Genomic DNA, 24,904 nt, shown 5'->3' on the forward strand with positions numbered 1-24,904 from the left:
CTAGGGTCGCCCAGGCAGCACCGTGCCGGGCACGGTGCTGCGGATTTTCCAGCCGTGCCGGCCCCCGCTACGAGGTTCTGGGAAGCCGGCCACCGTCCCGGCCGGTACCACCCGGCTCGCGCAACAGGAGGTTCGCGTGCTCGGCGCCTTCCGCTCGGCTCTGGCGACGCCGGACCTGCGCCGCAAGATCCTGTTCACCCTGGGCATGGTCGTGCTCTACCGGCTCGGCGCCACGATTCCCTCTCCCGGGGTTTCGTACCCGAACGTCCAGACGTGCTACCAGGAGTTGCAGGGCAGTCAAAGCGTTTTCTCGCTGCTGAACCTCTTCAGCGGCGGCGCGCTCCTGCAGTTGTCGGTGTTGTCGCTGGGCATCATGCCCTACATCACCGCGAGCATCATCGTGCAGCTGCTGCAGGTGGTCATCCCGCGCTTCGAGCAGCTGAAGAAGGAAGGCCAGTCCGGCCAGGCGAAGCTGACGCAGTACACCCGATACCTCGCGATCGCGCTGGCGGTGCTGCAGGGCACGGGCATCGTCGCGCTCGCCGAGCGGGGCCAGCTGTTCCCGAACTGCAGCGCGGACGTCATCCCGGACAGCTCGGTGCTGAACCTGATCTCCATCGTGGTCGTGATGACCGCGGGTGCGGCGCTGCTGATGTGGATGGGTGAGCTGATCACCGAGCGCGGCATCGGCAACGGCATGTCGCTGCTGATCTTCACCTCGATCGCGGCGCGGATCCCCGCCGAGGGCGGCAAGATCCTGCAGACGCACGGCGGTCTGGTGTTCGGCGTCGTGTGCGCCTTCGCCGTGGTGATCATTGGCACGGTCGTGTTCATCGAGCAGGCGCAGCGCCGGATCCCGGTGCAGTACGCCAAGCGCATGATCGGCCGCCGGATGTACGGCGGGACCTCGACCTACCTGCCGCTGAAGGTGAACCAGGCCGGTGTCATCCCGGTGATCTTCGGTTCCTCGCTGCTGTACCTGCCGCAGCTGCTCGGGCAGCTGGCGGGCAACCAGAACTCCTGGTGGGCCCAGTTCATCCAGACCTACATCGTCGATCCGTCCAGCTGGGTGCACATCCTGCTGTACATGGCGATGATCATCTTCTTCGCCTACTTCTACGTCTCGATCACGTTCAACCCGGAGGAACGTGCCGACGAGATGAAGAAGTTCGGCGGCTTCATCCCGGGCATCCGCCCGGGCAGGCCCACTGCCGAGTACCTGAGCTTCGTGCTCTCCAGGATCACGCTGCCCGGTTCGCTGTACCTGGGCATCATCGCGATCCTGCCGAACTTCTTCCTGGGGCTGACCGGCCAGGGCGGGAACCAGAACTTCCCGTTCGGCGGCACCGCAGTGCTGATCATGGTCAACGTGGGCTTGGACACGGTGAAGCAGATCGAGAGCCAGCTCACGCAGCGCAATTACGAGGGATTCCTCCGGTAAACTCGCTCGACACGAGCACCGGGCGACGCTTCCGGTTCCGCATCGCGAAATAGAAAAGCCGTTTCGCGGAACCCGTGCGTTAGGGTGTTCGTTCGTGGCGGTGCGCGGCTCGGCCGCCGCCCGGAGCTTCCGGGACGTCGAGCCGATCCGCACCGGTCCCCGCGCCGGGCAACGGGCACGGCGATCAGCATCCGCGTTCGGCGTGAAATGCGGAGCGCTCGACGAAGGTGGCGGCAGACCACCGGACTGATTCGGAGGCAGACCCTTGGTGCGATTGGTTCTCGTCGGCCCGCCGGGTGCGGGCAAGGGCACCCAAGCGGCCGTGCTGGGCGAACAGCTCGCCGTACCGCACATTTCCACCGGCGACCTGTTCCGGGCGAACATCGGCAACTCCACGCCGCTCGGGCAGAAGGCCAAGTCCTACATGGACGCCGGTGAGCTGGTACCCGACGAGGTCACCAACGAGATGGTGCGCGAGCGGCTGGCCGAACCGGACGCGCAGCAGGGCTTCCTGCTCGACGGGTTCCCGCGCACCACGCCGCAGGCCGACGTGCTCGGCGACATCCTCGGCGAGAACGGCATGGAACTGACCGCGGTGCTGCAGTTCGACGTGCCGGAGGAGGAACTGGTCAAGCGGATGCTCGAGCGCGGCCGCTCGGACGACACCGAGGACGTGATCCGGCGCAGGTTCGCGGTCTACGAGTCGGAGACGGCTCCGCTGCTGGAGTACTACCGGGACAAGGTCATCACGGTCGACGCCGTCGGTTCGGTCGAGGAGATCACCGAGCGCGCGCTGCAGGCGCTGGGCAAGCAGCGGGCCTGAGACGGCTCACCAGCAACCAGGAACGGACGGGATCGCGGGTGTTTCGGCGAGGCAAGGGCATCGAGCTCAAGTCGGCGGGGGAGATCGAGGCGATGCGCGCGGCCGGGTTGGTCGTGGCCCGCGCGCTGGCCGCCGTTTCCGCGGCGGCGAAGCCGGGCGTGAGCACCGGCGAGCTCGACGAGATCGCCGAGCAGACGATCCGGGACGCCCGCGCCGTCCCGTCCTTCCAGGGCTACCACGGGTTCCCGGCGTCGATCTGCACCTCGCTGAACGAGAAGGTGGTGCACGGCATCCCGTCGAAGTCGGAGGTGCTGGCCGAAGGCGACCTGCTGTCGGTGGACTGCGGGGCGATCCTGGAGGGCTGGCACGGCGACTCGGCGGTCAGCATCGGCGTCGGCGAGCTCAGCTCGCGGGACCGGGCGCTGTCCGAGGCGACCCGCAAGGCGATGTGGGCGGGGTTGCAGCGCGCCGAGCCGGGCAAGCACCTGTCCGACATCTCCTACGCGGTGCAGACCGCGGCGCAGACCTCGTCGGCGGTGGACGGCGTCGACTACGGGATCATCGCCGAGTACGGCGGGCACGGGATCGGCACCGAGATGCACATGGAGCCGTTCCTGCCGAACCTCGGCAAGCCCGGCCGCGGCCCGAAGCTGCGGGTCGGGATGGCGCTGGCGGTGGAGCCGATGCTCACGCTGGGTTCGGCGGTGACCCGCGAACTGGACGACGAGTGGACCGTGGTGACCTTCGACGGTTCGCGCGCTTCGCACTGGGAGCACACCGTCGCGATCACCGAGAACGGCCCTTGGGTGCTCACCGAGGCCGAGGACGCCGACGCCCGCTGATGGCCGCCGGGCCGCCGCTCAGTTGATCGGGCGGCGGCAGGCGTAGACCCGGGCGGGCGGGACGTTGCGCCACACCGCGCTGCGCGGCAGCACTTCTTCGAAGGTCTCTTCCAGGATCCGCGTGAAGGCGATCGTGTTCGCCCGCCACAGCGTCGTCAGGTACGTGACCGTGGTGAACACGCCTTGCGGGGTGAGGATCTTCGCGACCTCGCCGAGCAGGGCGCGTTGCTGCTCGGCGGGAAGCAGCGTCCACGGGATGCTGCTGATCACCGCGTCCACCTGGTCGCGGCCGGTGGCGGCGAGCAGCTCGGTGAGGTGCCGCGCGTCGCCCTCGATGACCTCCAGCCACGGTTTGGCGCTTCGCAGGTAGCGCACCAGTTCCGGGTCGATCTCCACCGCGAAGTGATCGGCGGCGGCGGGCAGCCGCTCGTGCAGCGCGTTGCTCAGCGCACCGGTACCGGGCCCCAGCTCCAGCACTCTCGGCGCGCCGCTGGCGGGCACGACCCGCGCCACGGCCTTCGCGACGTGCTCGGAGGTGGGCAGCACGGCGCCCACGGTGCTGGGCTGCCGCAAGGCGCGCGTGACGAACGTGCGGTACTCGCGCAGCTTGGCCTGGTTGCTCACGGGCGGCTTCTCCTGGCTCGGTCGGGCTGGGCTGTCCTGCCCGCACGGTAGTGGGCCGTACGGGTGCGGCCGGTGCGCGGTCCGCAGGCGTACGGCGGGAGCCCGCTCAGCGCAGCGGCCGGCGGCAGATGTAGTGCAGGATCGGGGGGAAGTTGCGCCAGGTGGTGTGCGTGAGGACCTCGTCGAAGGTGTCGGCCAGGCGAGTGCGGAAGCGCCGACCCCCCGAGTTGTGCTCGGCCGGCACGTAGGTGAGCGCGGTGAACGCGCCGTGCGGCGCCAGCGCCTCGGCGGCTTGGCGCAGGATCCGGTCCTGCTCGGTGTCTTCCAGCAGCGACCACGGAATGCTGGTGATCACCGCGTCCACCTGCTCGATGCCCCGCTGCGCCAGCAGTTCGACCAGTTCGCCCGCGTCGCCGTGCACCAGCTCCATCCACGGCGCGTGCACCCGCAGGTGTTCGACCATGCTGGCGACGACCTCGATGCCGATGTGCCGCGCTTCGGCGGGCAGCCGCTGCCGGATGCCGCTGCTGAGCGAGCCGGTGCCCGGACCCAGCTCGACCACCACCGGCCGCCCGGTGGTCGGCACCACCTGCGCGACGACATCGGCGACCGCGGCGGAGGTGGGCGTGGCCGCGCCGACCTGCTTGGGGTTGTGGAAAGCGCTGCTGAAGAACGTGCGGTACTCGCCGATCCGGGCGGCCGGTTTGATCAGCGGTTTCCTGCGGGCGGACGAGCGGCTGTCCTGCTGGGCTGTCACGTCTCTCCTCGGAGCACGGGCCGCGCGCGCCGATGGTCGAGCGATCGGACGATCACGGCGGTGGACGAGCGGAATGATCAGGCGGTGCGCCGGCCTGCGCGTGGACGCACTGCTGCCGGACCGCGTTGTCGGGCAGCCGATCGAGTTGAACGTAGACAGCGGGGAACGCGCACCGCAACCACCCCCGCCAGTGATCGGCGGGCGCAAATCGGTGATCTTCTACGCGTTTCCGGTGTTGCGGGCGGTGCGCTCGGCCGTGCCCGGCGCGACCGGCGCAGTCCGCCTCGCACCCGGGGTGAAGTGCCCATTCGGCGTGCGCGTACAGTGGAGCATCGGCGCACGCATCGCGCCGGTTTGCCGTGCCTTGAGGGAACACCGGCCCCTTGGGGAGTCGGTTCCGCTTCGAGGATCCGGCCCATGAGGAGCCTGGTTCCAGGAACGGAAGTCCTTTTCGGGCTGCTGTCCTCCGGGCGCTGCGCTCGGAGGGGTTCGCAGGGGCTTTTTCCTGGGAGCGTCTTCTCGCCGCACGGCTCGCCGCCGTTTTCCAGGGGGTGTCCGAACCGGTCGAAGTGCGTCCGATCGCTTGTCCTGGGAAGTCTCCGGGGCGGGCGGCCGAAGGCGCAAGCCTACAAACCGTCACCGTCACGAAACGCGGAGGACATGGGCAAGAAGGACGGGGCCATTGAGGTCGAGGGTCGGGTGATCGAACCGCTACCCAACGCGATGTTCCGCGTCGAGTTGGAGAACGGGCACAAGGTCCTCGCGCACATCAGTGGCAAGATGCGACAGCACTACATCCGCATCCTGCCCGAAGACCGGGTCGTCGTGGAGCTCTCGCCCTACGACCTCTCCCGTGGGCGCATCGTCTACCGCTACAAGTGACCTCCACGGTGTCCGGCGAGACCGGGCACGCCGTCCGAGCAGGAGCACGACCGTGAAGGTCCAGCCGAGTGTGAAGAAGATCTGCGACAAGTGCCAGATCATCCGCCGTCACGGGCGGGTGCTGGTGATTTGCGACAACCAGCGCCACAAGCAGCGCCAGGGCTGATCGCGACTCGCAGCCAGACAACCGAGGGAACTCCCCTGACCAGCCGGTCCGCGAGTGGACCGGTGCGACCCCCGGGTCCAGGCCGGGGCTCCGCGCGCTGACACCGGCGCGGGGACGGCAGGGGTTGCAGACCTGGAACGAACCGAAGGAGACCTGCCGAGATGGCACGGATCAGCGGTGTCGACCTCCCGCGCGACAAGCGCATGGAGATCGCGCTGACTTACATCTTCGGGGTCGGCCGCAGCCGGTCCCAGGAGATCCTGAAGGCGACGGACGTCCCGTTCGACGTCCGGGCGAAGGACCTCGACGACGATCAGCTCGCGCGGCTGCGCGAGCACATCGAGAACAACTACCGGGTCGAGGGTGACCTGCGCCGCGAGGTCGCGGCCGACATCCGCCGGAAGATCGAAATCGGCTGCTACGAGGGCACGCGGCACCGCCGCCACCTGCCGTTGAACGGGCAGCGGACGAAGACCAACGCCCGCACCCGCAAGGGGCCGAAGAAGACGGTCGCCGGCAAGAAGAAGGCCGGGAAGAAGTAAGCCTCGCTAGGAGACCACGACAGCTATGCCACCCAAGTCTCGCGCCGGCGCCGTCAAGAAGGTGCGGCGCAAGGAAAAGAAGAATGTTGCGCACGGACAGGCGCACATCAAGAGCACCTTCAACAACACCATCGTGTCGGTCACGGACCCGACCGGTGCGGTGATCAGCTGGGCCTCCGCGGGCCACGTCGGGTTCAAGGGCTCCCGCAAGTCCACCCCGTACGCCGCGCAGATGGCCGCGGAGAACGCCGCCCGCAAGGCCGCCGAGCACGGCATGAAGAAGGTCGACGTGTTCGTCAAGGGCCCCGGTTCCGGCCGGGAGACGGCGATCCGCTCGCTGCAGGCCGCCGGCCTCGAGGTCGGCACGATCCAGGACGTGACCCCGCAGCCGCACAACGGCTGCCGGCCGCCCAAGCGGCGCCGGGTCTGATCGCGGGAAGGGAGTAGAAGAAGATGGCACGTTACACCGGTCCCGCGACCCGTAAGTCCCGCCGGTTGAAGGTCGATCTCGTCGGCGGTGACCAGGCGTTCGAGCGCCGTCCGTACCCGCCGGGCCAGCACGGCCGCGCGCGGATCAAGGAAACCGAGTACCTGCTGCAGCTGCAGGAGAAGCAGAAGGCCCGCTACACCTACGGCGTGCTGGAGCGGCAGTTCCGCTCCTACTACGAGGAGGCCAACCGGCGCTCCGGCCGTACCGGCGAGAACCTGCTGCAGCTGCTGGAGTCCCGGCTGGACAACGTCATCTACCGGTCGGGCCTGGCCCGCACCCGGCGGATGGCCCGCCAGCTGGTCAACCACAGCCACTTCCTGGTCAACGGCCAGAACGTGAACATCCCCAGCTTCCAGGTGTCCAAGTTCGACATCATCGACGTGCGGCCGAAGTCGCTGGGCATGACGCCGTTCATCATCGCCAAGGAGACCCTGGGCGAGCGGCCGGTTCCGGGTTGGCTGCAGGTCGTGCCGTCGAACCTGCGGATCCTGGTGCACCAGCTCCCGGAGCGCGCGCAGATCGACACCCCGGTCACCGAGCAGCTCATCGTCGAGTTCTACTCGAAGTGACGCTTCCCGCCGGCGGCCACGCGTGGTCGCCGGCGGTGGCAGTTCGGGTGGCGGGATCGGATTCCGCCGCCCGCCCGCGATCTCCGCGGGCCGCCATCCCATCGGCGTCAAATGGCGGGCGCCGTGAGGAAAGGAAACCCAAGTGCTCATCTCCCAGCGACCCTCACTGGCCGAAGAGGCCGTGACCGAGACCCGCTCCCGGTTCACCATCGAACCGCTGGAGCCCGGGTTCGGCTACACCCTCGGCAACTCGCTGCGCCGGACGTTGCTGTCCTCCATTCCCGGCGCGGCGGTCACCAGCCTGCGCATCGACGGTGTGCTGCACGAGTTCACCACGATTCCGGGCGTGAAGGAGGACGTCACCGACGTCATCCTGAACCTCAAGGAGCTCGTCACGAGCTCCGAGGAGGACGAGCCGGTGACCATGTACCTGCGCAAGCAGGGCCCGGGTGAGGTCACCGCGGCGGACATCGTGCCGCCGGCCGGGGTGACCGTGCACAACCCGGATCTGCACATCGCCACGCTCAACGGCAAGGGCAAGCTGGAGATCGAGCTCGTCGTCGAGCGCGGTCGCGGCTACGTCCCTGCGGTGCAGAACAAGCAGACCGGCGCGGAGATCGGCCGCATCCCGGTGGACTCGATCTACTCGCCGGTGCTGAAGGTGACCTACAAGGTCGAGGCCACCCGCGTCGAGCAGCGCACCGACTTCGACAAGCTGATCCTGGACGTCGAGACCAAGCCGTCGATCACCCCGCGGGACGCGGTGGCTTCGGCCGGTCGGACCCTGGTGGAGCTGTTCGGGCTGGCGCGCGAGCTCAACGTGGACGCCGAGGGCATCGAGATCGGGCCGTCGCCCGCGGAGGCCGACACCATCGCGGCCTACGCGATGCCGATCGAGGACCTGGACCTGACGGTGCGCTCCTACAACTGCCTCAAGCGGGAGGGCATCCACACCGTCGGCGAGCTGGTTTCGCGCAGCGAGGCGGACCTGCTGGACATCCGCAACTTCGGTGCGAAGTCCATCGACGAGGTCAAGCTGAAGCTGGTCGGTCTGGGCCTGTCGCTCAAGGACAGCCCGCCCGGGTTCGACCCGACGGCCGCGGCCGCCGAGTACCCCTCGGAAGGCTGGGCCGCAGGCGACGACACCCCGCTGGGTTCCTTGTCGGTTGCCGAGGACGGCGACTACGACGACGGCCAGGACTACGCGGAGACAGAGCAGCTGTAGCTGTGTTGCGCGGAGGGCTACCCGATCCGCGCTTTGAGAGGAGCAACCGATGCCCACCCCCACCAAGGGAGCGCGTCTCGGCGGGTCGCCGTCGCACGAGCGGCTGATGCTGGCCAACCTGGCCACTTCGCTGTTCGAGCACGGGAAGATCACCACGACCGAGGCCAAGGCGAAGCGGCTGCGGCCGCTGGCCGAGCGTCTGATCACCAAGGCGAAAAAGGGCGATCTGCACAACCGTCGCGAGGTCATGAAGACCATCCGCGACAAGGACGTGGTGCACAAGCTGTTCGACGAGATCGGCCCGCACTTCGCGGACCGGCCGGGCGGCTACACCCGGATCATCAAGGCGATGCCGCGCCGCGGTGACAGCGCCAAGATGGCCGTGATCGCGCTGGTGACGGAGAAGACCGTCACGTCCGAGGCGGAGGCCGCGCGCGGCACCAAGTTCGCCAAGGACGCCGCCCCTGCCGAGCAGGTCACCGAGGCCACGCCGGCCGAGGAGAAGGGCGGTGCCGCGGACGCCGAGGCCGTCGAGTCCACCGAGTCGGCCGAGGAGACCGAGAAGAAGGACGAGTCCTGATTCCTCCCGAAGCCGGGAACGAGCCCGCTGCTCCCTCCGGGGGCGGCGGGCTCGTTCGTCTTCGGCTGGACATCGCCTACGAGGGCACCGACTTCTCGGGCTGGGCGCGCCAGCCGGGATTGCGCACGGTGCAGGGCCTGCTCGAGGACGCGCTGGCGAAGCAGCCGCCGGGGCGTGCGGTGCCGCGCTCGGTCGTCGTGGCGGGCCGCACCGATGCCGGGGTGCATGCGGACGGGCAGGTCGTGCACGTCGACGCCGTGCCGTTCGAGTCGCCTGCGCAAGCACGCGTTCCCGTCGATGAGCGGGGCGTTCCGGATCTGGAGCGGATGCGGCACCGGTGGAACCGGATCTTGCCCGGCGACGTGCGCGTGCTGCGGGTGTCGGTGGCTCCGGAGGGGTTCGACGCGCGGTTTTCCGCGCTGCGGCGGCATTACCGGTATCAGGTCTCGGATGCGCCGTGGGGCGTGGATCCGTTGCGGCGGCGGGACACGCTGGCTTGGAACCGTCCGGTCGATGTGGACGTGCTGGATGCGTGCGCGCAGGATTTGTTGGGGCTCAAGGATTTCGCCGCGTTCTGCAAGCCGCGCGAGGGCGCCACGACGGTGCGCGAGTTGCAGCGCTTCTCCTGGGAGCGGGTGGGTGAGCACCTGATCCTCGCGCGGGTCAGCGCGGACGCCTTCTGCCATTCGATGGTGCGCAGCCTGGTGGGGGCGCTGCTCATGGTCGGCGATGGGCGGCGTGGCCGGGATTGGCCCGCCGAGCTGGCTGATTCGGGGGAGCGGACCAGTTCGGTCGCACCGGCGCACGGGCTCACCCTCGTGGGCGTCGATTATCCGGACGCCGCGGGGCTGGCCGACCGCGCTGCGCAGGCCAGGGCCGTTCGCACGCTGCGCTGATCCGCCTGCGACGCCGGTCTCAGCGGGTTGGCGCAAGCGGCTCCGCCGCTCCGGACCTAGGCGAGAACGCCGTGCAGTGCTTTGTCGACCAGTTCGGCGACCGCGGGCTGCGCCCGATCCCGCCGATCGCGCCGCAGGCCGATGCGGCTGCGCCGGTCCAGCACGTCCTCGGTTTCCAGTGCGCCTTCGTGCCGCACCGCCCACAGCACTTCGGCGGCGGTGAGGTCGATGCCCTCGGCGACGGGTGAGTCGAGGTCGGAGTCGAGTTCGGCCAGCGCGGCGACCCGCGCGGCTTCGGTGCCGTAGCGCGCGAGAAGCCTCGGGTCGGCTTCGACGCGCTCCAGGTCGGCGCGGGGCGCAGCCCCGACGAGCGGCACCGCGGTGGTGCGGGACGGTCCGGCGGGCAGGCCCGCGGCCCGGATCGCGGTGTCCACGGCATCCGCGGCCATCCGCCGGTAGGTGGTGAGCTTGCCGCCGACCACGGTCACCACGCCGTCCGGCGAGGTGCGCACCGCGTGTTGGCGGGACAGGTCGGCGGAGTCGGACTTCTTGCGGCCCGCCGGGGCGTCCAGCAACGGCCGCAGCCCGGCGAACGAGCCCACGACGTGCTCGCGGCTCAGCGGGACGTTCAACGCGGAGCGGGCCGCGTCGAGCAGGAAGTCCACATCGGACTCCGGTACCTCGGGTACCGATTCGATCGGCCCGCGCACCGGCTCGTCGGTCAGTCCGAGGTAGGCGGTGCCGTCGGATTGCGGCAGCAGCAACAGGAATCTCCCGCCGGAGGCGGGCAGCACCAGCGCGGTCCCGGTCAACCCGGCCGATGCGGCGTCGATGACGAGGTGCGATCCGCGCGACGGCCGCAGCCGGACGTCCGGCGCGAGCTCGCCTGCCCACACCCCGGTCGCGTTCACCACCGCCCGCGCGCGGATCCGCAGCGACTCGCCGCTGCGCCGGTCGACGGCGTCCGCGCCGTCCCGGTGCAGCGCGGTGGCGCGCACCCGGGGAAGCACCTTCGCGCCGAATCCCGCTGCGGTGCGGGCGATCGCGACGACCAGCCGCGCGTCGTCGATGAGCTGTCCGTCGTAGCTGAGCAGCCCGCCGCGAAGTCCGTCGGTGCGCAGCCCGGGCACCAGTGCGCTCGCCTGCACCGCCGGAACGTGCCGCGGCGCGGGCAGTACCGCGGACGGCGTGCGTGCGCTGCGCCGCAGAGCATCACCCGCCCGCAGGCCCGCATTGAGGATCACCTCGGATTTCCGGGAGAGTTCGTCGTGCAGCGGGATCAGCTGCGGCAGCGTGCGCACCAGGTGCGGCGCCGTGCGGGTCATGAGCACGTTGCGCTCGACCGCGCTTTCCCGCGCCAGCGGCACGTCACCGCGCGCCAGGTACCGCAGTCCACCGTGGACCAGCTTGCTCGACCAGCGGGACGTCCCCCAGGCGAGGTCTTCGGCCTCGATCAGCGCGACCCGCAGCCCGCGGGCGGCGGCGTCCAGCGCGGTGCCTGCGCCGGTCACCCCACCGCCGACCACGAGCAGGTCCAGCACCTCGTCCGCGGCGGCGGACAGTTCGGCGCTGCGCCTGCCCGCGTTCAGCGAGGTGGCGCGAAGCGATCCGGCGGGCAGCGGTGTGGCGGTCATGCGGACTCCGAACAGGTGCGGGTGAGGTTCGGCCGCAACGCGGCGTCGAGGACGTCGGCGAGTTCCGCGGCCAGCGCCCCGGGATCGGTCCCGTCGGCGGCGACCTTCGCGGAGATCACGAAGGACTGCACGAGTAGCAGCAGCGCCCGCGTCTGCACCGCGGGATCGGATCGGCGCACCGAACCGTCCCGGTGGCCTTCGGTGACGTAACCGAGCAGGAAGGTTTCGGCCGCGCGCTGGGTGCTGCCGAGCCGTTCCACCAGGTACGGCAGCAGCAGCTCGGCGTCGGTGTCGAGCACGCGCCGCAGCAGCGGGGAGGCTTGCAACTGCCGCACCGCCTCGACGGCCGTGGTCACCAGGCGCTCGCGGGCGGTCCCGGCGCCCTCGTCGTACTGGGCGCCGCGCAGGATCGCGCAGAACTCCTCGGTCATGAGCGCGTTGACCACGCTGGTCACATCCGGGAACCGGCGGTATAGCGTCATCCGGCTGATTCCGGCGCGGCGGGCGATGCCGGTGAGGGTCGTGCGCCGCACGCCGTGCGCGAGCACGCAATCCCGCGCCGCGCGCAGGATCTCGGCATCTTCCACGCGGGTGCTCCGGGGTGGTGTGCCCGACCAACCCGAGGCGCTGTGACATTGCGCCGTCATGTGTAACACTGTACTGGTGAGCGAGTTGATCGACCACACCTTGCGCAGCGGTTGGACCCCTTCGGGGGCCGGTGCGGCACCGCTGCCCGCGCACGCGCTGCGGTGGCTGTCCGCCAGGCTCGGGCTCAGCGGCGAGACGACGCCCGCGCTGCCCGCCTCACTGCTGGACATCCCGGACGGTGCACTGCCGGAGAGCGCCCGGGCCGAGCTGGCCGACCTGGTAGGTGAGCGCTACGTGCACACCGACGGCAGCGCCCGCCTCGGCCGGGCGGGCGGGCTCTCCTACAGCGACCTGATGCGACGGCGCGACGGCACCGGTTTCGCGGTCCCGGACGCCGTGGTGCTACCCGCCGATCCCGAGCAGGTGCAGCGGCTGCTGGAGATCTGCGTGCGCCACGACGTGGCGGTGGTGCCCTTCGGCGGCGGCACCTCCGTGGTCGGCGGTGTTTCCGCGCTGCGCGGCGGGAAAACCGCCGTCATCGCGTTGGACCTGGCCCGGCTGGACCGGCTGGTGTCGGTCGACCCGGTCTCGCGGGTGGCGGTGCTGCAGGCCGGGGTGCGCGCGCCGGAAGCGGAGTCCTTGCTGGCCGCGCACGGGTTCACTCTCGGGCACTTCCCGCAGTCGTTCGAGCGCGCCACCATCGGCGGCTTCGCGGCGACCCGCTCGGCCGGGCAGGCGTCGTCGGGCTACGGCCGGTTCGCCGACCTGGTGGAAGGCGTGCAGGTGGCGACTCCGGCCGGGGAGTGGCGGCTGGGCACCGCGCCCAACTCGGCGGCAGGCCCGGATCTGCGCCAGTTCGCCATCGGCGGGGAAGGCGCGTTCGGCGTGCTCACCGAGGTGGCGTTGCGGGTGCGCCCGAAGCCTTCCGAAACCCGCTACGAGGCACTGGTGCTGGACGGCTGGCAGGCGGGTGCCGGTGCGGTGCGGGCGTTGGCCCAGCAGCGGGTGCTCGCCGACGTGACCCGTCTGTCCGATGTTGACGAGACCGCGGTGCAGCTGGAACTGTCCGGCGCGGCGAAGGCGCGTGCGCTGCGAACGTTGTTGCGCGGCAGGGGGATCAGCGAACCGTGCATGTTGGTGCTCGGCTGGGAGGCGGCCACCGGGGCCGAGCTCAAGCAGCGCCGCGCGGCGACTTTTCGCGCATTGCGCGGATTCCGCACGTTCAAGCTGGGTGCGCGTGGTGGCGAGTCCTGGCGCGCCAACAGGTTCGCGGCTCCGCGGCAGCGGGATGCGTTGCTGGACGTCGGCGTGTGCGTGGAGACATTGGAGACCGCCACGCACTGGTCCCGGCTGGCCGAGCTGCGCTCGGCGGTGCGCGCGGCGCTGATCGGGGCGTTGGACGGCGACGGCCGGACGCCCATCGTGATGTGCCACCTCTCGCACGCCTACGAAACGGGAGCTTCGCTGTACTTCACGGTGCTCGCGGCGCGGGATTCCGACGACCCGATCGGCCAGTGGCAGCGCGCGAAGAAGGCCGCCACCGACGCCATCGCCGAACGCCCGCCCGGCGGCGAAACCGGCCGCGGCACGCTGACCCACCACCACGCCGTGGGCGCGGATCACCTGCCGTGGCTGGAATCCGAGGTCGGTCCGGTCGGCACGGCGGTGTTGGGCGCGGCGAAGCGGGCGGTGGACCCGACCGGCATCCTGAACCCCGGCAAGCTGGTGGACTGACCGGAGCCGTCGAACCTGCCGCGCTTCAACGCCGCGAGGAACGCGCACCACTGCGGTTTCGGCACGCTCAGCTGCCCGGCGGAACGGTTCTTGGTGTCCCGGATCGCCGCCGTGTCCGCGAAACCGCCGACTTCCACGCAGCCGCTGTTCGCTCCGGATCGACTGGATTTGTGCCAGCCGCTCATGATCGATTCCCCCCTCCGGTTCCCGCGCGGGAGCGCTCGAGGTGACCGGAGTCGGGGCCGAGCCGCGCCGGCGCGCTGGAACCGCGAGTCATCGTATCCGCGGCGAAGATCGGAAATGGCGGAATCGGGGAATCGGCTCGGAGCATCGCGAGTTCCCGCGAGCATCCGCAAGCGATTGGACCGAGCGGCCGCCGGACCGCTCGAAAAGCAGTCGCCGACGAGCGAACGAACCGCCTGCCCCGTTGCAGCGGCGGGCGGTCCGTTCGCTGGAGATCCGGTCGGCGGTCAGACCGTGACGAGCATCTTTCCGGTGTTCTCACCGCGCAGCAGGCCCAGGAAAGCCTCGGGCGCATTGCGCAGGCCCTCCACCACGGTCTCGGTGTAGTGGATCCGGCCATCGCGCACCAGCGGTGCGACGTGGTCGACGAACTGGTCCTTCAGGTTCGCGTGGTCGATCACGATGAAGCCCTGGATGTGCAGGCGCTTCTTCACGATCTGGAACATGTTCCGCGGGCCCGGCTCCGGCTTGGCGTTGTTGTACTGCGAGATCGCGCCGCAGGCGGCGACCCGGCCGAAGTCGTTGAGGTTGTCCATGGCGGCTTCGAGGTGGTCCCCGCCGACGTTGTCGAAGTACACCTCGAGCCCGTCCGGCGCTGCCTGGGCCAGCTGTTCGGCGACCGGCGCGTCCTTGTAGTTGAACGCGGCGTCGAAGCCGAGGTCTTCGGTGACGTGCCGGACCTTCTCCGCGGAGCCGGCGCTGCCGATCACCTTGGCCGCACCGCTCAGCTTGGCCAGCTGCCCGGCCAGCGAGCCGACCGCGCCCGCGGCGCCGGAGACGAACACGGTGTCGCCCTCCTGGAAGCGGGCGACGTCGAACAGGCCGGCGTAGGCGGTCATGCCCGGCATTCCCAGCACACCCAGGTAGGCGTTCAGCGGCGCGGCATCCGGGTCCACGGCGGTCGCGTGGTCGGCGCTGAGGGTGGCGTACTCGCGCCAGCCGAGCGCGTGCAGCACGTGCTGGCCGACCTGGAACTTCGGCGAGTTCGACGCGATGATCTCGCCGACCGCGCCGCCGTCGAGCGGCTTGCCGAGCTGGAACGGTGCGACGTAGGAGCGCACGTCGTTCATCCGACCGCGCATCGCCGGGTCGACGCTCATGACCTTGTTGCGCACCAGGATCTCGCCGTCACCGGGAGCGGCCACCGGGGCCTCGGCGATCTCGAAGTTCTCCTGGGTCGGCCAGCCCTGCGGGCGGGCGGCGAGCCGGATCTCCACGCCGAGGTCGGGAAGTGCCTGGGTCGTCACACTGACCTCCATATACGGAACTTGTCGGTACCGAAAATGTCACGCCGAGGACGGGTCTCCGCACTGGATGGATCTCCGTCCCGGATCCGACCGGCTGCCCCGGCGCGACGACGGCCTCTCGACGAGACAACGCCGTGCGGCCGCCGCTCCATTCCACCTGACGGATCACCGCAGGGCAGAACCGGCCGCGGTGCCCGACCCGGGCTACTCTTCCCGCTTGCCGCGGCGCAGCGTGGGAGTCCAGCGGGACTTCTCCAGCGAGCGGCGCAAACCGAGGTAGGCGGATTGCATCAGCGCGATCAGGTCGGCGGCGCGGCCCGGCTGCGCCCGGTGGTCCGGCTGCGGCATCGGGGTCACCCGCATCCAGCGCTCGTCCCACAGCGCTTCCATCGCGTGGTTCCAGCGCAGCTCGGCGCCCTCGACCACGTCGTCGCGCTGCTGCTCGGCCTCGGCGATCCGCTCGTCCGCCGACGCGACCTCCTTGGCCAGCCGGGCCGCCTTCTCCCGCTCGTGCTCGCGCATCTTCTCCGCGGCGCCGGTCGCGGCGGCGATGATCTCCTTGTAGCGGGACGAAGCTGGGACCTGCGGATCGGTCACTGCACGTCCTCCTGCGAAAGCGCGGCGGAGAGGTCGAACGGGAGCACCACTTCCGGCTGCGAGTGGACCGAGCGGTCGAAGAACAACCCGCGCCGCTCCCGTGGCGACCAGTTCACCAGCTGCCCGGCGGCGAAGCTGGACAGCTCCTGGCCGTGCACGTCGAACGCGATCCACGCGCCGATCTCGTCGACCGGGCCCATCAGCGTGTTCTTCAGCCGTTGCGGGCTGCGCCACCAGCCGAGCACGTGCATCCGCTGCTCCGGGCCCTGCTTGAGCAGCTTGCGCAGCCGGTCCAAGCCGCTGGTCAGCGTCGCCGGGTCCTTGCGTTCCAGCAGCGAGTGCGCCGCGTCCACGCCGTAGATCAGCACGTAGTGCGGGGTGTGGTCGGAGTCCTCCGCGCCGGAAGCGCGCTTGTCCAGCTCCGCGGCCAGTTCCTCGACGGTCTTGTCGACGTCGCCGAAACCGTAGGACTGCACCGCGTGCCCGTCCCCGAGCAGCGCCTGCACCAGCTGCCGCACGTCCGGCTCGACCTCCTCCACCAGGCCCAGCGCGGTGAACCGGGCACTGCCCGGCTCGTGCTGGCGGGCCAGCGACAGCGCCGCCGCGCCCAGCACGCTGGTGGCGTCCACCCGCACCGAACCGAGCACCGCGATGTTGCGCCCCGGCGAGCGGGCCAACCGCACCTCCGCCGCGGTGCCGTCCACGTCGATGACCTGACCGAGCAGCGCCGCCGGGGTGCCCGCCGCGGTGCTCAGTGCGCGGAAATCAGCCAGCGCGGCCAGCGAGGGCAGCAGCGAGCCGTCGAACAGCCGCGGCGGCGCCGAGCCCTCCGGGCGCTGCTCCCACAACCGCCGCTGCAACACGTCGAACGTGCCCTTCGCGGTGGCGTCCGGGATGCGCGCGACGTCGTTGCCGTGCTTGACGCCCGACTCGTGGTTGACCACCGCGTGCCAGCGCGGCAGCTCCAGCGCGGCGTCGTTCTGCTCGGCCAGCACCCGCCGCGCCTTCGGCAGCGCGATGCGCAGGATGAACTGCTCGAAGATCGCGGGCTTGCCCCAGAACGCCTCGATCCCGGAAACGTCCTGGCTGGCCAGCACCAGGTGGATGCCCTGCGAGCGGCCGCGCCGGGCCACGTCCTCCAGCAGCGACGTCGCCTGCGAGGAAACGGTGTCGCGTTCGGCGAACAGGTACTGGAACTCGTCGATCACCGCCACGATCCGCGGCCAGCGCCCGTCCGGGTCCTCCGCGCGCAGCTCCTCGAGCTTGGTGACCTCGTGCTCCTTGGCCGCGTCGGCACGTCTGCGCATCTCGGTCGACAGGAATCGCAGCAGCGCCAGGCCGAACTCGCGGTCGGCGTTCACGTTCACCCCGACCAGCTGCGCGTGCGGCAGCCAGGTCGGGTCCCGGCGGCCCGGGGTGAACTGCGCGAACGAGACGCCCTCCTTGAAATCGAGCAGGTACAGCTCCAGCTCGTCCGGCGAATAGCGGGCCGCCATCCCGCCGAGCATCGAGTACAGGAGGTTCGTCTTGCCGGAGCCGCTCGGGCCGCCGATCAGCGTGTGCGGGCTCGCGTCGCCGAGGGTCACCTTCGACGGCTCGCCCTCGTGGAAACCCACCGGAGCCTGCAATCCGGACGCGGAGCGCTGCGTCCAGATCTGCTCCGGCACCAGATCGTCGAACGTGCGCACGCGCGCGCGATGGGTGATGAACTCCTGCGCGATGGCGGTGCACGCCTTGGTGACCTGGTCGCGCGGCGGCGCCTCGTCCAGCCGCACGGCGGTTTCCGGGCCGGTCATGCTGGTGCGGACGTCGTCGGCATCCAGCAGCCGCACCGACTCCACCGAGCTGTTCACGGTCATCGGCAGGTCCGCAACGATCAGCTGGATCCCGCAGGCCAGGCCGTTGCGGGCCACGCGCTGCAGCTGCTGCTGCCGTTCCTCCCGCAGCGGTTCGCCATCGCCGAACAGGACCGCCACGCGCCACGGCTCATCGCGCTGACCGGTCTGCTCGGCCAGCGATCGCAGCGAGATGTGCCCGCCGTTGAGCGCGTTGGTGTGGATCCGGCGGATGTGGTCGGACAGCTCTTCGAGCATCTCGCCTAGCCGCGTCGGGTCGTGCGCGGTCAGCAGTTCCGCGTTGGTCAGCGGGTACAGGCCCGGCAGCGTGCCGGTCAGCTGCGCGACGTCCCAGACGTGCACGCGCACCAGGCCGGGCTTGTAGTGGCTGAGCATCCGCAGCAGCAGGTTCTGCACCAGCGCCTCGCGCGCCTCGGTGGTCTGCGAGCTCGACGTGATGCGCAGGTGCGACTCGTCGAGCATCGGCATCGCCACCGGGAACGGGCGCGGGTCCGGCGATTCCGGCACGTGGCCGGTTCCGATCCGCCACAGCTGCGGCGGGGGCGAGTTCAGCTCCGCGGTGCCGGTCGTGCCGAGCCATTCGTGCATCGGCCGCCCCGCGGTGCCTGGTGCGGCCGCGGCGACCAGTTCGGTGAGCTGGTCGGGACCGTCGCCGGTCCAGCCGGTGAACAACCGCTCGCGTTCGGCGCGGGCTTCCCGCAGCGCGCTGTCGAAGGCCAGGCTCGGGGTGTCTTCGATCGAATCCGGATCGCGCTCCACCGCTGCCAGTCCCGTCGTGGCGATGCGCTTGGCGAATTCCTGCTCGGCGAACGAGACGCGGACCCGGTCGAGTTCGTTCTCCGCGGCGCCGAGGGCACCGGCGACGGTGCTGCGCAGGTGGTCGAAGGCCGACTCGATGCTGCTACGCCGCTCGTTGCGTTTGCGCACACCCCACCTCGGCAGCCGGTGTTACGGACCGTGAGGAAACTACCACCCGAAGGTTTCCTGGAGTCGGTTCCGGTGGCACTCGCCACCGCTGGATTCCGGTGCGGCCGCTCGGAGACGGCCGTCCGGCCGGTCGACTCACAGCCCTGCGGCGTACGTACGCAACGTGTCCACCACGTGCGCCACCGCCGCCTGAGTTCGCTCGAGCTGGTCGTCCGCGTGGGACATTCCCGCCGGTACCACGGTCTCCGGATGATCCGGATCCAACTTCGCCAATGCGACCTTCGCCTCCGCCAGTGAACGGCGGCCTGCGGTGAGGCCGCGGTTCGCCTCGTCAAGCTTCGCCTCGGTGGCGCGCAGCGCCGCCATCAGCTCCGTCAGCGACGACACGTCACAGCCGTCCCGCGTAGCCCTCGGCCTGCGTGATGCTGGACCGGATCGCGCCCTGTACCGCGGTCAGGTTGCTCACGGCTTCGGAGAGCATTCCGTACGCCTGGTGAACATCGTCCTGCACGCTGTCGTGCGTCGCTCCGTGCAGAGCCGTTCGCGCCTCGTCCAGCGACGAGATCGCTTCCTGGATCCTCCCGAGGCTCTCGTCGGCCTTGTCCTTGGCGCGTGCAACTTCCTGGCGAACTTCATCCACGCTTGCCATGTGTTCTTCGCCGACCCTTCCGCCGAAGGTGATCAGTTGACGGTGCAAAGTTATCCCGCGCCACCCGCCCGGACGCGGGCAGGGCGGCGGTGTTGATCAGGGGTGGCCCCCTGGTGCGACGAACCGGCTCGACCGTCCGGACGCGCCCGGACGGCCGGTGCGCGCTCATCCCGCCGGCTGCCGCTGAGCCGGGTCCGGCGCCGCTGCGTTCAACTCCACGGCCGCGATCCCGGACCGCGGCGTCGGCGCCGCCGACCACCGCGACATCGCGCTGCTGTCCCGCACCCGCAGCCGCGACCAGCCGTCGCCGCCGAGCGCGGTGACCGCGCCCAGCACGATCTCGGCCGGTTCTCCCGGAGACGGGCCGAGATCCAGCGCAACCCGCACCACCGGCGGATGTTCGGAGCAGCCGGTGATCGTCGGCTGCCGCGACAACCTGGCCGCCAGCGCGCGAGCAGGCCACTCGGCACCCGCGCGGCGCTCGGTGACCACGTCGACCAGCAGTTGCAGCCGGGCCCGCGGCCTGCCGTGCTCGTCCACGTCGTCGATGCCCGGTTCCGGTGCGGGCGGGGCGGGTTCGTCCGGGTCGTCCGCGAAGGTGTCGACGGCGACGTCGTCGGCACCGGCTCCGTCCTGCAGCACCGGCCCGGCGGCCCACGCCTCCAGCAGCAGTCGTTCCCCGCCCGGAACCAGCTCGCCGACCAGTTCCGGATCGTCGATCACGGCCCACGCCGCAGGCGGCTCGCACGCCACCCGTTGGCCGCTGTAGAGCGAACCGAGCTCGCGCAGGAAGGTGCGCACCGCGCGGGCAAGCGCGGCCGGACCGGTGTGCGTCGAGTCCGCGGGCCTGCTGATCGTTACCGACCAGCAGCCCGGTTCCTCGTCGGAGCAGTCGCCGGACTCCACGATCCGGCCGCCGACGCGCTGCAGCAGCGGCAGGCACGCCTCGCGGGCGCGACCGTCGTCCTCGGCACCGAGCACGACGGTGATGAGCAGTTCCAGGCCGGTGTTCTCAGTCATCGCGCGGAGATTGTCCCGCATCCTTCGCAACCCGGCGAAGGGTTGATCAGGTGAACTCCCGGCGACCGGTGGCGGCGCTGCGAACGAGCGATGGCCCGCCCCGTTCGGGTGCGGGCCATCGGTGTCGATGCGGGTCAGGAGCGGGGAGTGCCGCCACCGCTGCGCTGGCCACCGGTGCCGCTCTGGCCGCCGGAACCGCTCTGGCCGCCGGTGCCGGAGCCGCCGGTCTCGGTCCGGCCGGAGCTGCCGCGTCCGTCGGAGCGCTCGTGGTGCCTGCCGCTCTGGTCCTGCACGTCGAAGCGCTCCATCCGCACCTCGTCCTGCACGGTCCGTTCCTCGGTGACCGTCTCGGTGCGCAGCCGGATCCGCTCCACCGGAACGGATTCCTTGCTCACCGTCGGCCGGTCCTCGTGCAGCACGACCTCCTGCTCCTCCTCGCCCATCCGGGCCGAGGACATCGAACCGCGCTCGGACTCGCTGATCGGCTCGCGCTCGATGCGGACCTCTTCGTGGCTGACCGGCACGGTCACCGACTGCTGCTCGGTGACGACGTACTTGCGCACCCGCACCCGGCCGGATTCCGCCTGCTCGGTGTTGATCCGCAGCCGTTCCTCGCAGCGGGTCATCGACTTCATGCCCGCGCTGTCCCCGCGAGCCGTGCTCTCGCCCGCGGTGCGTTGCGCCGTGGCGCCCGACTGGCGGGTTCCGGACATCGAGCCGGTCTCGGTCGCGCCCGTGGTGGTCGACGCCGTGCCCGCAGCGGAGGTCGACGCGGTCCCGGTTTCGGAACCGGTGGCGCTCGAACGGGTCTCCTGCTCGGTGGTACGGCTCCCGGAAGCCGCGGTCGCGGTTCCCGCGGCAGCACCCTCGGTGCCGCCGGTGCTCTGCTGCCGCGGCACGTCCCGCTGCTGCGGCGAGGTCGAACCGGGCTGCATCCCGTAGTAGGTGTAGAGGTCGCGGCCCTCGTTGTCGGAGAGGTGGCCGTGTTCCACGTCGACGCGCGGGGCGTCGCGCACCTTCTCCTTGGACACCCCCACGTTGATGCCCCGGTCACTTCGTTCCGCGCCGGTCAGCGGCACGAAGCTCTCCTTCGTGCCGAACATCCCGGTGCGCACGGTGACCCACTCCGGCTGGTGGCTGCTGTCGTCGACGTAGACGTTGCCGACCCGGCCGATGCGTTCGCCGCCGGTGTCGTACACGTCGCTGCCGATCAAGTCCTGCGCACGCTTCACGTCCTTCATGACTACCGCCTCACTCGTCGCTGCCGGAGCAGCTCGGGATCGTCCGAAGGCCGCCGGAAAAGCAGCCCGCTCCGGGGGCCGGTCGCCGACGCTTCCAACGCTGCGCTCCGAAACAGCAGGTCGCAACCGGTCGGGCGGCGACGTCGACCCGTGTGAGTGATAGTCGAACTGCGCGATCGAGTCGAAGTGATCGAGGGTGCGCAGTCAGCACTACGAACGAGTAATAGCAGCAGACCGTTCGGGTTTCACGTGTTGAGCTCGCGCCCGACGAAGGTCAGCACTTCCTCGACCACCTCGGCCTTGTTCGTCTCGTTGAACAGCTCGTGCCGCGCGCCGGGGTAGATGTGCTCGTGGAATTCGGTGCCGCGCACCCGGTCGATGCCGGTCCGGGTGTCCGCTTCCGGAACCAGTTCGTCGTCCGCGCCGTGCAGCCACAGCGTCGGAATCCGCAACGCCGGGCCATCGTTGATCTCGGTGAGGCAGCGGTCGACCATCGTCAACGTCGTGTGCTTGAACGGGCCGTGCCACACCCGAGGGTCCTCGGTGTACTCGCGGCCGACCTCCGGGTCGCGGGACAACGTCGCCGGGTCGATGCGGGTCTGCGGGATCTCGTCGCACTCCAGCAGATCCAGCACGTGCCAGGTGCCCAGCACCGGCGCGGAGAGCACCAGGGCGGCCAGCGCGTCCGGGTGCTTCTGCGCGAAGCGCACCGCGAACATGCCGCCCAGCGAATGCCCGATCAGCACCACCGGCAGGTCCGGGTGCCGCACGAGGACGTCTCGGCGCACCGCGTCGAGGTCCGCGATGACCTGATCGGCGTCGGGAACCGCCGCCCACTCGCCGGGCGACTCGCCGTGGCCGACGTGGTCCTCGGCCACCACCAGCGCGCGGTTGCCGACCAGCTGCTCGGCCAGCCACTGGTAGCGGCCCGAGTGCTCGCCGTAGCCGTGCGCGAGCAAGGCGATCCAGCCGGGCGAGCGCCCGGACCACTCGCGCACCACGCGCTCGCCGCCGGAACCCGACACCCGTCGCTGCGAAGGCTCGATCATGCCCTCACCTCAGCACACCGTTGCTTTCCCGGCCAGCACCCGAGCCGCTCGCGTGTGGGCGCGCGGCGGAACCCGGTCGGTTCCGCCGCGCGCCCCGGTGCACGACGTCGACTCGATCTGCGCCGGTGTGGCGGAAGCGGCTGATGCGACTTGAAAAGCCGGCACCGGAGCAGGTTCCGCGACGGGCAACCCGGATCCCGATCAGGCGTGGTAAGCGCTGCCGTCGATCGAGCCGAAGCCGCACACCGGGCCGAACTGCCAGCTCACCGTGAGCGGGTCGGTCTCGTCCGGCGGGATCACCTGCGCGCTGGCCGGGCGCGGCTGGCAGGGGCCATCGGTCGGCTCGCCCTGGTGCGGCACGGCCGTCCAGTGCAAGGTCGCGCTGGCCGAATCGCCCGGTGCTAGCCGGACCACCTCCGGGCCGGGGCTCGGCGTCCGCTCGACGTCCGTCGGCAACGGGTCGCCGTTCTCGTCGATCAGCTGCATCCCGCCGTAGCCGTACAGCGTGCACGCTTCGCCGCTGGTGTTGGTCAGCACCAGCTCGGCGTAGCGCTGGCCGGCACCCGGCTCACCGCGCTGCACGTTGCCGGACAGCATCGAGGTGTGGCAGCGCTCCACCTGGGAGGGCTGCGCCTGCTCGCGCGCCGGTTCCGTGGCCGGTTCAGCGGTCGGCTCCGCGCTGCTTTCCGCAGCCGGGGACGGCCTCGACGCCGGTTCCGGAGCCGGTGCGGGCGCCGGGGAGCTCGGCGTGACCGCGTTGCCTGCCGCGTTCGGCAGCTCGGCCTGGTTCGCGATCGTGCCGCAGCCGCCGAGCAGCGCTGCGGTCAGCACCGCCGCTCCGGCAGGTCCGAGTCGGTTCAGCTTGCCCATGCGTTGCGGGGTCACGGTGACCACCTCCGTCGGCCGCCTCGTGCGGCGGGTTTTCGATTACCGGTCCGCTGATATGAGGACGTATGGCGCCGTGGGCGGTTGCACGTCTGGCGCCCGATCCGCCCGAGTTCCCCCGGATGGCGGGCAGTGCTGCCGGGTCAACCCTCCCGCTGCCCGCGGCACGTCGCGACCTGCCGGACCGCTGCGAACAGGTCGCCGGGGAGGACCGCGGCCGTGCACTGCCGCAACAGGCCCGTTCGGGTTGCCACCTTGACCTGAACGGCGGAACTGCATGATCGTCGACCTCCGATACTTTGAGTTGCGCCCGGTGTGCGGCGGGCGAACCGTTCCGGCGGTTTCCCGGGAAATGCCGCCCCCGGGGCGTGCACAGAACGCAGAACCGAACGCAATCGCCGTGGCGCGGGCGCGTGGCGCGCGCCGCCGGAATTCGGCGCAGTGAGGGGGTCGGCATGGCAGGTCACATTCCGGGAATCGATGTTTCGAAGCATCAGGGGGAACCGGACTGGGCAGCGGTTCGCGGCGCCGGATACGCCTTCGCCTACATCAAAGCCACCGAAGGCATCGGGTACGTGAGCCCGACGCTGGACGCGCAGCTCGGCGGGGCGCGCGGGGCGGGCTTGGTCACCGGGCTGTACCACTACGCACGACCGGACACCAACGCACCGGAGGCCGAGGCGGCCGACTTCGCGGGGCAGCTGGCGCGGACCAACTCCAGCGCGGGCGGGAACCTGCCCCCGTGCCTGGACATGGAGACCGAAGGCGGCGACCTCGCCGCTTGGACCAAGGGGTTCATCGCCGCGCTGCGCGGGCACACCGGACGCAACGAGGTCGTCGTGTACGCATCGTCGAGCTGGTTGTCCGGGAAGCTCGCCACCGACTCGTGGGTCGACCCCGGAGTGTCCCTCTGGGTGGCGCACTACGGGCGTCCACCGGGGGAGCCGGGCTACCTCACCGACCGGGTCGCGATCCACCAGCACGCTGACGACGGCCAGGTTCCCGGCATCGGCGGGGCGACCGACCTGAACGTTTCGCTGGTGGACCTGCAGGTCCTGACGGGTGGAACCGGACCGGCGCCCGCGCCGCAACCGGCTCCGCAGCCCGCGCCGGACACCTACGTGGTGCAGCCGGGCGACACGCTTTCCGACATCGGGAACAAGGTGGGCGTGCCGTGGCAGACGGTCGCGCAGGCCAACGGCATCACCGACCCGAACCTGATCTACGTGGGGCAAGTGCTGCGCATCCCGCGGTGAGCCACTGCGGAGTTGCACTTCGACCGGCAGCGGGCGTCGAGAAGTCCGCTGCACCGGTTCCGGTCGGCGTGCGGGCAGCACGGCGGGCCCGCACGACCGGCCGCAGCCCGTCGGGGGAGCGGGCGCCGAAACGGTTCGACA

The 24,904-nt window shown here is 70.6% G+C and carries 27 protein-coding genes; 13 read left to right on the forward strand and 14 right to left on the reverse strand.

Annotated features, from left to right (window positions below):
* The first annotated feature begins 136 nt into the window (after positions 1-136).
* The 3 genes from secY (at position 137) to map (ending at position 3,106) form a co-directional block, all read left to right on the forward strand.
* Positions 137-1,441 (forward strand): preprotein translocase subunit SecY, encoded by a 1,305-nt coding sequence (gene secY, locus INP57_RS06140; protein ID WP_200069050.1) that lies wholly within the window; start codon positions 137-139, stop codon positions 1,439-1,441.
* Positions 1,442-1,706: 265 nt separating this feature from the next.
* A complete protein-coding gene (locus INP57_RS06145) occupies positions 1,707-2,264 on the forward strand; it encodes an adenylate kinase (protein WP_200069051.1) in 558 nt (185 codons plus the stop codon).
* 38 nt (positions 2,265-2,302) lie between these two features.
* The gene (gene map, locus INP57_RS06150) at positions 2,303-3,106 is read left to right on the forward strand and encodes a type I methionyl aminopeptidase (protein WP_200069052.1); all 804 of its coding nucleotides are present in this window, start codon (positions 2,303-2,305) and stop codon (positions 3,104-3,106) included.
* Between the two features lie 18 nt (positions 3,107-3,124).
* Here map and INP57_RS06155 read toward each other — a convergent pair whose 3' ends face one another.
* Positions 3,125-3,730 (reverse strand): methyltransferase domain-containing protein, encoded by a 606-nt coding sequence (locus INP57_RS06155; RefSeq protein WP_200069053.1) that lies wholly within the window; start codon positions 3,728-3,730, stop codon positions 3,125-3,127.
* A 106-nt stretch (positions 3,731-3,836) separates the two neighbouring features.
* Positions 3,837-4,487, reverse strand: coding sequence for a class I SAM-dependent methyltransferase (locus INP57_RS06160; RefSeq protein ID WP_307849931.1), 651 nt, complete (start codon positions 4,485-4,487; stop codon positions 3,837-3,839).
* Positions 4,488-5,147: 660 nt separating this feature from the next.
* Here INP57_RS06160 and infA point away from each other — a divergent pair.
* From infA to INP57_RS06200, 8 genes are all read left to right on the forward strand, one after another.
* Complete coding sequence (infA, locus tag INP57_RS06165; protein WP_009948665.1) at positions 5,148-5,369, forward strand: translation initiation factor IF-1; 222 nt, start codon at positions 5,148-5,150, stop codon at positions 5,367-5,369.
* A 52-nt stretch (positions 5,370-5,421) separates the two neighbouring features.
* Complete coding sequence (gene rpmJ, locus INP57_RS06170) at positions 5,422-5,535, forward strand: 50S ribosomal protein L36 (protein WP_184476415.1); 114 nt, start codon at positions 5,422-5,424, stop codon at positions 5,533-5,535.
* 161 nt (positions 5,536-5,696) lie between these two features.
* Complete coding sequence (rpsM, locus tag INP57_RS06175) at positions 5,697-6,077, forward strand: 30S ribosomal protein S13 (RefSeq protein ID WP_200069054.1); 381 nt, start codon at positions 5,697-5,699, stop codon at positions 6,075-6,077.
* A gap of 25 nt (positions 6,078-6,102) precedes the next feature.
* Entirely contained in the window at positions 6,103-6,507 is a 405-nt protein-coding gene (gene rpsK / locus INP57_RS06180; protein WP_200069055.1) for a 30S ribosomal protein S11, read from the forward strand.
* 23 nt (positions 6,508-6,530) lie between these two features.
* Positions 6,531-7,136: a 30S ribosomal protein S4 gene (gene rpsD, locus INP57_RS06185; protein WP_200069056.1), complete on the forward strand. Its 606-nt coding sequence runs from the start codon at positions 6,531-6,533 to the stop codon at positions 7,134-7,136.
* Between the two features lie 142 nt (positions 7,137-7,278).
* Positions 7,279-8,361 carry a DNA-directed RNA polymerase subunit alpha gene (locus tag INP57_RS06190; RefSeq protein WP_200069057.1) on the forward strand — a complete coding sequence of 361 codons (1,083 nt, stop codon included), beginning with the start codon at positions 7,279-7,281 and terminating at the stop codon, positions 8,359-8,361.
* A gap of 49 nt (positions 8,362-8,410) precedes the next feature.
* Positions 8,411-8,941, forward strand: coding sequence for a 50S ribosomal protein L17 (gene rplQ / locus INP57_RS06195; RefSeq protein ID WP_200069058.1), 531 nt, complete (start codon positions 8,411-8,413; stop codon positions 8,939-8,941).
* Between the two features lie 65 nt (positions 8,942-9,006).
* Positions 9,007-9,837, forward strand: a complete 831-nt coding sequence (locus INP57_RS06200; RefSeq protein ID WP_200069387.1) for a tRNA pseudouridine synthase A — start codon at positions 9,007-9,009, stop codon at positions 9,835-9,837.
* A gap of 56 nt (positions 9,838-9,893) precedes the next feature.
* Here INP57_RS06200 and INP57_RS06205 read toward each other — a convergent pair whose 3' ends face one another.
* Both INP57_RS06205 and INP57_RS06210 read right to left on the reverse strand, forming a co-directional pair.
* Complete coding sequence (locus tag INP57_RS06205) at positions 9,894-11,471, reverse strand: glycerol-3-phosphate dehydrogenase/oxidase (protein ID WP_200069059.1); 1,578 nt, start codon at positions 11,469-11,471, stop codon at positions 9,894-9,896.
* Positions 11,468-12,118: a TetR/AcrR family transcriptional regulator gene (locus tag INP57_RS06210; protein WP_200069060.1), complete on the reverse strand. Its 651-nt coding sequence runs from the start codon at positions 12,116-12,118 to the stop codon at positions 11,468-11,470. Before INP57_RS06210 ends, INP57_RS06205 begins: the two co-directional genes overlap by 4 nt.
* Before the next feature lie 16 nt (positions 12,119-12,134).
* Here INP57_RS06210 and INP57_RS06215 point away from each other — a divergent pair, with 16 nt between their 5' ends.
* Positions 12,135-13,793 (forward strand): FAD-binding oxidoreductase, encoded by a 1,659-nt coding sequence (locus INP57_RS06215; RefSeq protein ID WP_200069061.1) that lies wholly within the window; start codon positions 12,135-12,137, stop codon positions 13,791-13,793.
* Here the strand turns inward: INP57_RS06215 and INP57_RS30260 are convergent.
* The 10 genes from INP57_RS30260 to INP57_RS06265 all read right to left on the reverse strand — a co-directional run bounded on the left by INP57_RS30260 (position 13,679) and on the right by INP57_RS06265 (position 23,507).
* Entirely contained in the window at positions 13,679-14,143 is a 465-nt protein-coding gene (locus INP57_RS30260; RefSeq protein ID WP_307849932.1) for a DUF397 domain-containing protein, read from the reverse strand. The two genes, INP57_RS06215 and INP57_RS30260, sit on opposite strands and share 115 nt — an antisense overlap.
* Positions 14,144-14,263: 120 nt before the next feature.
* Positions 14,264-15,283, reverse strand: coding sequence for an NADP-dependent oxidoreductase (locus INP57_RS06225; RefSeq protein ID WP_307849933.1), 1,020 nt, complete (start codon positions 15,281-15,283; stop codon positions 14,264-14,266).
* 204 nt (positions 15,284-15,487) lie between these two features.
* Positions 15,488-15,880: a hypothetical protein gene (locus INP57_RS06230; protein ID WP_200069064.1), complete on the reverse strand. Its 393-nt coding sequence runs from the start codon at positions 15,878-15,880 to the stop codon at positions 15,488-15,490.
* Positions 15,877-18,663 carry an FtsK/SpoIIIE domain-containing protein gene (locus tag INP57_RS06235; protein ID WP_200069065.1) on the reverse strand — a complete coding sequence of 929 codons (2,787 nt, stop codon included), beginning with the start codon at positions 18,661-18,663 and terminating at the stop codon, positions 15,877-15,879. The genes INP57_RS06230 and INP57_RS06235 overlap by 4 nt, the downstream gene beginning before the upstream one ends.
* Positions 18,664-18,798: 135 nt before the next feature.
* The gene (locus INP57_RS06240) at positions 18,799-19,050 is read right to left on the reverse strand and encodes a hypothetical protein (protein ID WP_200069066.1); all 252 of its coding nucleotides are present in this window, start codon (positions 19,048-19,050) and stop codon (positions 18,799-18,801) included.
* Between the two features lies 1 nt (position 19,051).
* Positions 19,052-19,312 (reverse strand): hypothetical protein, encoded by a 261-nt coding sequence (locus INP57_RS06245; protein ID WP_200069067.1) that lies wholly within the window; start codon positions 19,310-19,312, stop codon positions 19,052-19,054.
* 165 nt (positions 19,313-19,477) lie between these two features.
* A complete protein-coding gene (locus INP57_RS06250; RefSeq protein ID WP_200069068.1) occupies positions 19,478-20,332 on the reverse strand; it encodes a hypothetical protein in 855 nt (284 codons plus the stop codon).
* Between the two features lie 134 nt (positions 20,333-20,466).
* Positions 20,467-21,573, reverse strand: a complete 1,107-nt coding sequence (locus tag INP57_RS06255) for a DUF2382 domain-containing protein (RefSeq protein WP_200069069.1) — start codon at positions 21,571-21,573, stop codon at positions 20,467-20,469.
* Between the two features lie 245 nt (positions 21,574-21,818).
* Positions 21,819-22,622, reverse strand: coding sequence for an alpha/beta hydrolase (locus INP57_RS06260; RefSeq protein WP_200069070.1), 804 nt, complete (start codon positions 22,620-22,622; stop codon positions 21,819-21,821).
* A gap of 201 nt (positions 22,623-22,823) precedes the next feature.
* Positions 22,824-23,507 carry a DUF4232 domain-containing protein gene (locus tag INP57_RS06265; protein WP_307849934.1) on the reverse strand — a complete coding sequence of 228 codons (684 nt, stop codon included), beginning with the start codon at positions 23,505-23,507 and terminating at the stop codon, positions 22,824-22,826.
* Positions 23,508-23,962: 455 nt separating this feature from the next.
* Here INP57_RS06265 and INP57_RS06270 point away from each other — a divergent pair, with 455 nt between their 5' ends.
* Positions 23,963-24,763, forward strand: coding sequence for a GH25 family lysozyme (locus tag INP57_RS06270; RefSeq protein ID WP_200069071.1), 801 nt, complete (start codon positions 23,963-23,965; stop codon positions 24,761-24,763).
* Positions 24,764-24,904 lie beyond the last annotated feature (141 nt).

Origin of the sequence: Saccharopolyspora galaxeae, from assembly GCF_016526145.1 — a bacterium.
Taxonomy (GTDB): Bacteria; Actinomycetota; Actinomycetes; order Mycobacteriales; family Pseudonocardiaceae; genus Saccharopolyspora_C; species Saccharopolyspora_C galaxeae.

Coding starts and splice junctions, on each gene's coding strand:
- rpsM (WP_200069054.1), top strand. CDS start 5,697: ATGGCACGGATCAGCGGTGTCGACCTCCCGCGCGACAAGCGCATGGAG.
- INP57_RS06270 (WP_200069071.1), top strand. CDS start 23,963: ATGGCAGGTCACATTCCGGGAATCGATGTTTCGAAGCATCAGGGGGAA.
- INP57_RS06210 (WP_200069060.1), bottom strand. CDS start 12,118: ATGACGGCGCAATGTCACAGCGCCTCGGGTTGGTCGGGCACACCACCC.
- INP57_RS06255 (WP_200069069.1), bottom strand. CDS start 21,573: ATGAAGGACGTGAAGCGTGCGCAGGACTTGATCGGCAGCGACGTGTAC.
- rplQ (WP_200069058.1), top strand. CDS start 8,411: ATGCCCACCCCCACCAAGGGAGCGCGTCTCGGCGGGTCGCCGTCGCAC.
- INP57_RS06245 (WP_200069067.1), bottom strand. CDS start 19,312: ATGGCAAGCGTGGATGAAGTTCGCCAGGAAGTTGCACGCGCCAAGGAC.
- INP57_RS06250 (WP_200069068.1), bottom strand. CDS start 20,332: ATGACTGAGAACACCGGCCTGGAACTGCTCATCACCGTCGTGCTCGGT.
- rpsD (WP_200069056.1), top strand. CDS start 6,531: ATGGCACGTTACACCGGTCCCGCGACCCGTAAGTCCCGCCGGTTGAAG.
- INP57_RS30260 (WP_307849932.1), bottom strand. CDS start 14,143: ATGCTCGCGGGAACTCGCGATGCTCCGAGCCGATTCCCCGATTCCGCC.
- infA (WP_009948665.1), top strand. CDS start 5,148: ATGGGCAAGAAGGACGGGGCCATTGAGGTCGAGGGTCGGGTGATCGAA.
- INP57_RS06205 (WP_200069059.1), bottom strand. CDS start 11,471: ATGACCGCCACACCGCTGCCCGCCGGATCGCTTCGCGCCACCTCGCTG.
- rpsK (WP_200069055.1), top strand. CDS start 6,103: ATGCCACCCAAGTCTCGCGCCGGCGCCGTCAAGAAGGTGCGGCGCAAG.
- INP57_RS06260 (WP_200069070.1), bottom strand. CDS start 22,622: ATGATCGAGCCTTCGCAGCGACGGGTGTCGGGTTCCGGCGGCGAGCGC.